General features: G+C 76.3%; 5 protein-coding genes. 2 read left to right on the top strand and 3 right to left on the bottom strand.

Features of this window, described 5'->3' with window-relative positions:
• Positions 1-241 precede the first annotated feature (241 nt).
• Positions 242-448: a cold-shock protein gene (locus tag ACSNOD_RS29510; RefSeq protein WP_436770140.1), complete on the bottom strand. Its 207-nt coding sequence runs from the start codon at positions 446-448 to the stop codon at positions 242-244.
• A gap of 389 nt (positions 449-837) precedes the next feature.
• Here ACSNOD_RS29510 and ACSNOD_RS29505 point away from each other — a divergent pair, with 389 nt between their 5' ends.
• The gene (locus ACSNOD_RS29505) at positions 838-1,347 is read left to right on the top strand and encodes a metallophosphoesterase family protein (RefSeq protein ID WP_436770142.1); all 510 of its coding nucleotides are present in this window, start codon (positions 838-840) and stop codon (positions 1,345-1,347) included.
• Between the two features lie 50 nt (positions 1,348-1,397).
• On the opposite strand, the gene ACSNOD_RS29500 is transcribed toward ACSNOD_RS29505, so the two are convergent.
• The gene (locus ACSNOD_RS29500) at positions 1,398-1,727 is read right to left on the bottom strand and encodes a hypothetical protein (RefSeq protein WP_436770139.1); all 330 of its coding nucleotides are present in this window, start codon (positions 1,725-1,727) and stop codon (positions 1,398-1,400) included.
• Positions 1,728-1,999: 272 nt separating this feature from the next.
• Complete coding sequence (locus ACSNOD_RS29495; RefSeq protein ID WP_436770138.1) at positions 2,000-3,424, bottom strand: amidase; 1,425 nt, start codon at positions 3,422-3,424, stop codon at positions 2,000-2,002.
• Between the two features lie 191 nt (positions 3,425-3,615).
• Between ACSNOD_RS29495 and ACSNOD_RS29490 the strand changes: the two genes are divergently transcribed.
• Positions 3,616-3,759: TetR family transcriptional regulator (locus ACSNOD_RS29490; protein ID WP_436770141.1), on the top strand; the 144-nt coding region annotated here is incomplete at its 3' end.

The raw sequence follows: 3,759 nt of genomic DNA, 5'->3' as shown, positions 1-3,759 counted from the left end.
CCCCCCCCCCCCCCCCCCCCCCCCCCCCCCCCCCCCCCCCCCCCCCCCCCCCCCTTCCGTTCCTTCGGCGAGCTGGGGGCCGTCTCCCCCGCCGTGGCGGCGGCCGCCCGCGGCCACAAGGCGGCCTTCCGGAGCTGGCTGGCCGGGCTCGTCCGGGACGCGGGCGCGCCGCCGGCGCCGGAGGCCCGGACCGGCATCCCTCGGCGCTCCGGGGCGGCTCACGGCCGCCCCGGAGCCGCCGTCACTGCTGGAGGTGAACGTTCTCCGCCTGGGGGCCCTTGGGGCCCTGGGTGACGTCGAAACTGACCTTGTCGTTCTCTTCCAGCGACTTGTAACCGCTGGACTGAATGGCCGAGAAATGGACGAACACGTCCGGCCCCCCGCCGTCCTGGGCGATGAAGCCGAAACCCTTTTCGGCGTTGAACCACTTCACCGTGCCTGTTGCCATCACTACGTGTCTTTCCTTCGACGCCACGGCGCGCGATGCTCACGCGCCCACCGTGGCCCATGCGATCCGGCCCCGGCCTCTGGATGCTCCCCCCGCAGCGGAACTCCATTCACCGGAGCCCCGCGATTTCACCCGCGGTGCCCACGCACAACACCCCCATCGGCCGGTCGGCGGCGTACCGCGGGGCGGTCGCGCGCATCCGCCGTACGCTGCCACCGTCGTACACCCGGCGTACACCGACACCGCCGTCCACCCGGCCGCGCGCCCTCACCCTCGTACGCTGTCGGCGCGGGCCGGTCCCGACGGGGCGGCCGCAGGGAGGAGAGGCCATGGTCGAGCGCGCCGGTGCCGGCGGTGCGGCGGGGACGGGCCGCTCGCCCTCACCCGCCCTGCGGCTGCTGCTCATGGCCGACACCCATGTGCCGCGCCGGGCCAAGCGGCTCCCGGACGAGCTCCTCGCCCGGGTGGAGCTCGCCGATGTGGTGGTGCACGCCGGGGACTGGGTGGATGTCGGCACCCTGAATCTGCTCTCCGGGTCCGCCGCGCGGCTCATCGGCGTGTACGGCAACAACGACGGGCCCGAGCTGCGCGCGCGGCTGCCGGAGGTGGCCCGCGCGGAGCTCGGCGGCGTGCGGTTCGCCGTGGTCCACGAGACGGGCCCGGCCCAGGGCCGCGAGCGGCGCTGCGCCGAGCGGTTCCCGGACGTGGACGTCCTGGTCTTCGGGCACAGCCACATTCCGTGGGACAGCACGGCCGAGGGCGGTCCGCGGCTGCTGAACCCGGGGTCGCCGACGGATCGGCGGCGCCAGCCGTACTGCACGTACATGACCGCGGAGGTGGCGGCCGGGGAGCTGACCCGGGTGGAGCTGCACCGGCTGCCACGGGCGACCGGCGGCTGACCGCGCCGCCGCCCCCCTCAGCCGCCCCCTGTCCGTCGCCCAGTTGTTCTTCAGCGGCCGAGCTCGGCGACGGCCCGGTCGAAGGCCGTGTCACGGCCGTGCTCGAGTTCCTCCGGGGTGAACACCGGTGTGGTGATGTGCGGCGGGACGCCCCGGCGCAGCCCGCGGTCGCCGGGCGAGCCGTCCCAGTGCAGCAGGGCCCGGTTGGGCGGCCCGGCCGGGCGCACGGTGACGATCTCCCCGTCGGGGGTGGTGTAGCGGCCCGGCGCGGCGCCGGCGGCGCGCTCGGCGGAGGAGCCCTTCAGACAGCTGACGCCGGTGACCTGGTACTCCTGGAGGCGCCCGCGGTCGAGCGTGACGACGGTGCCGTAGCCGTCCATTCGCCAGATGCCGCTCGGGCCGTCCGGTCCGCCGCCCGGCCCCGCGCGGGCCCGTGCGTCCGGGCCCGCGCGACCCCCGTTCGGGACCCATGGCAGGCCCCCGTTCAGGACCCGGGACGGGCCCCGTCCCCGGGTCCGTGGCAGGTCACCGTTCGGGGCGCCCGTCGTGGGTCCGGCGGGCCCGGTGCGGGCCCGCCGGACCAGGATCGCCGCGGTGGGCCACGTCGGGACAGCCGGTGGGCCCGCCCCTGCGAGGTGGGGAGAACCCCCGGTCAGGCGCGCGCCGGCGCCGGGCGGGGCTCCACGGGGGCGAGGACGCCGAAGTGACGCTCGATCACCTCGGCGGCGTCGAGGCACAAATCCTCGCGGTACGCCCGCCCGATGAGCTGCACGCCCTGGGGCATGCCGGCCGCGAGTCCGGTGGGCACGGACACCGCGGGCACCCCGACGTAGGAGGTCGCGGTGCAGAGGGCGAACGGCAGCACGGCCTCCAGGTGGCTCTCGACGTCCTTCGGCGCCTCCCGCGCCGGTACGGGTTGGGTGTGGGTCGCCGCGAGGAGCAGCGGGTGGGTCTCCTGGAGCGCGGCCCAGTCGCGCTGGACGGAGAGCCGTACGCCGGTGTGCCGGATGTACTCGGCCAGGTCGGCGGGCGGGGTGCGCTCCATGGACAGCTCGATGTGGCGGGCGCTCTCCTCGGTGAGCAGGGTCCTGATCCGGGCCCAGTTGAGGCCGAACTCGGTCATGATGAGCCGGCCGTAGCTCTCCAGGCTCTCCTCCAGCCGGGGGACGCTCACCTCCTCCGGGGCGTAGCCGGCCGCCTCCAGCGCCGCGGCGGCCTCGTCGACGGCGGCCCGCACCCGCGGATGCGTCCCGGCGCCGGTCGGGTCGACGACCACCCCGACGCGGATCGGGCCGGCGGGGCGGGGGCCCCTCAGCGGGACGGGCACGGCGCGGGGGTCCTGGGCGTCGGCGCCCACGAGCGCCTCGGCGGCGGCGCGCAGATCGGCGACCGAGCGGGCCAGGGGCCCGTCGACCGGGAAGAGCTGCGAGGCCAGCGTCGGCTCCTGGCCGTATACGCGGTGGTCGGCGGCGAACCGGCCGTAGCCGGGCTTCAGCGCGGCCACCCCGTTGAACGCGGCCGGGAGGCGCACGGAGCCGCCCGAGTCGTTGCCGAGGCCGAGCGCCGCCATGCCGACGGCCACCGCCACGCCGTCACCGCTGCTGGTGGCGCCCGGGGTCCGGGTGGGGTCCCAGGGGTTGAGCGTGGCGCCGAAGAGCCCGCTCTCGGGGGTGGTGGAGAGGGCCAGATCGGGCATGTTGGAGTGCCCGATGGGGATCGCGCCGGCGGCGCGCAGCCGGCGCACGGGCGGGGAGTCGGCCGCGGCCACGTGGTCGCGCAGCGCCGGCACGCCGTGGGTGGTCGGCCAGCCGGCGACGTGGATGTTCTCCTTGACGGTGAAGGGCACGCCGGCCAGCGGGCCGAGTGCCTCGCCGCGGGCGCGGCGCCGGTCGAGTTCGCGCGCCGCCCGGCGGGCGGCGTCCGCCATGAGCTGGGTGACGGCGTTGACGGCCGGGTTCGTGGCGGCGACGCGCTCCAGGTGGCTCTCCACCACCTCCGCCGCGTCGACCTCGCCGCGGGCGACCGCGGCTCCCAGCTCCGTCGCGTTGCGCCGCCACAGCTCCTTCTCGCTGTCCATCGCTTCACCGGGACCGGCGCGCCGCCATGGGCGGTGCGCGGGCCCCTGCCCCTTTCCCTCGTTCATGGCTACGACACGTTCCGATGCATCTGCATCACACCGTATCCTCGGTTCCGATGCAAACGCATCGGAATTTGAGGGCGACCCCGGCGCGGGACCGGGCGCGGCCCGTGAAGGAACGGTGGAGCCCCATGCCCAGGCAGATCGACCACGAGGAGCGGCGGCGGCTGATCGCCGATGCCGTGTGCGCGCTCGCCGACCGCCGCGGGCTGGAGGGGGTCACGCTGCGGGACGTGGCCGCGGAGGCCGGGGTGTCGATGGGCGCGGTGCAGCGC

This window comes from Streptomyces sp. URMC 123, assembly GCF_051386515.1.
In the GTDB taxonomy this organism is placed as follows: Bacteria; Actinomycetota; Actinomycetes; order Streptomycetales; family Streptomycetaceae; genus Streptomyces.
This window is presented reverse-complemented; position numbering and strand designations above follow the sequence as displayed.

Bases quoted from the DNA above. Each gene is read 5' to 3' on its own strand.
- ACSNOD_RS29510 (WP_436770140.1), bottom strand. From the start codon at position 448: ATGGCAACAGGCACGGTGAAGTGGTTCAACGCCGAAAAGGGTTTCGGC.
- ACSNOD_RS29500 (WP_436770139.1), bottom strand. From the start codon at position 1,727: ATGGACGGCTACGGCACCGTCGTCACGCTCGACCGCGGGCGCCTCCAG.
- ACSNOD_RS29495 (WP_436770138.1), bottom strand. From the start codon at position 3,424: ATGGACAGCGAGAAGGAGCTGTGGCGGCGCAACGCGACGGAGCTGGGA.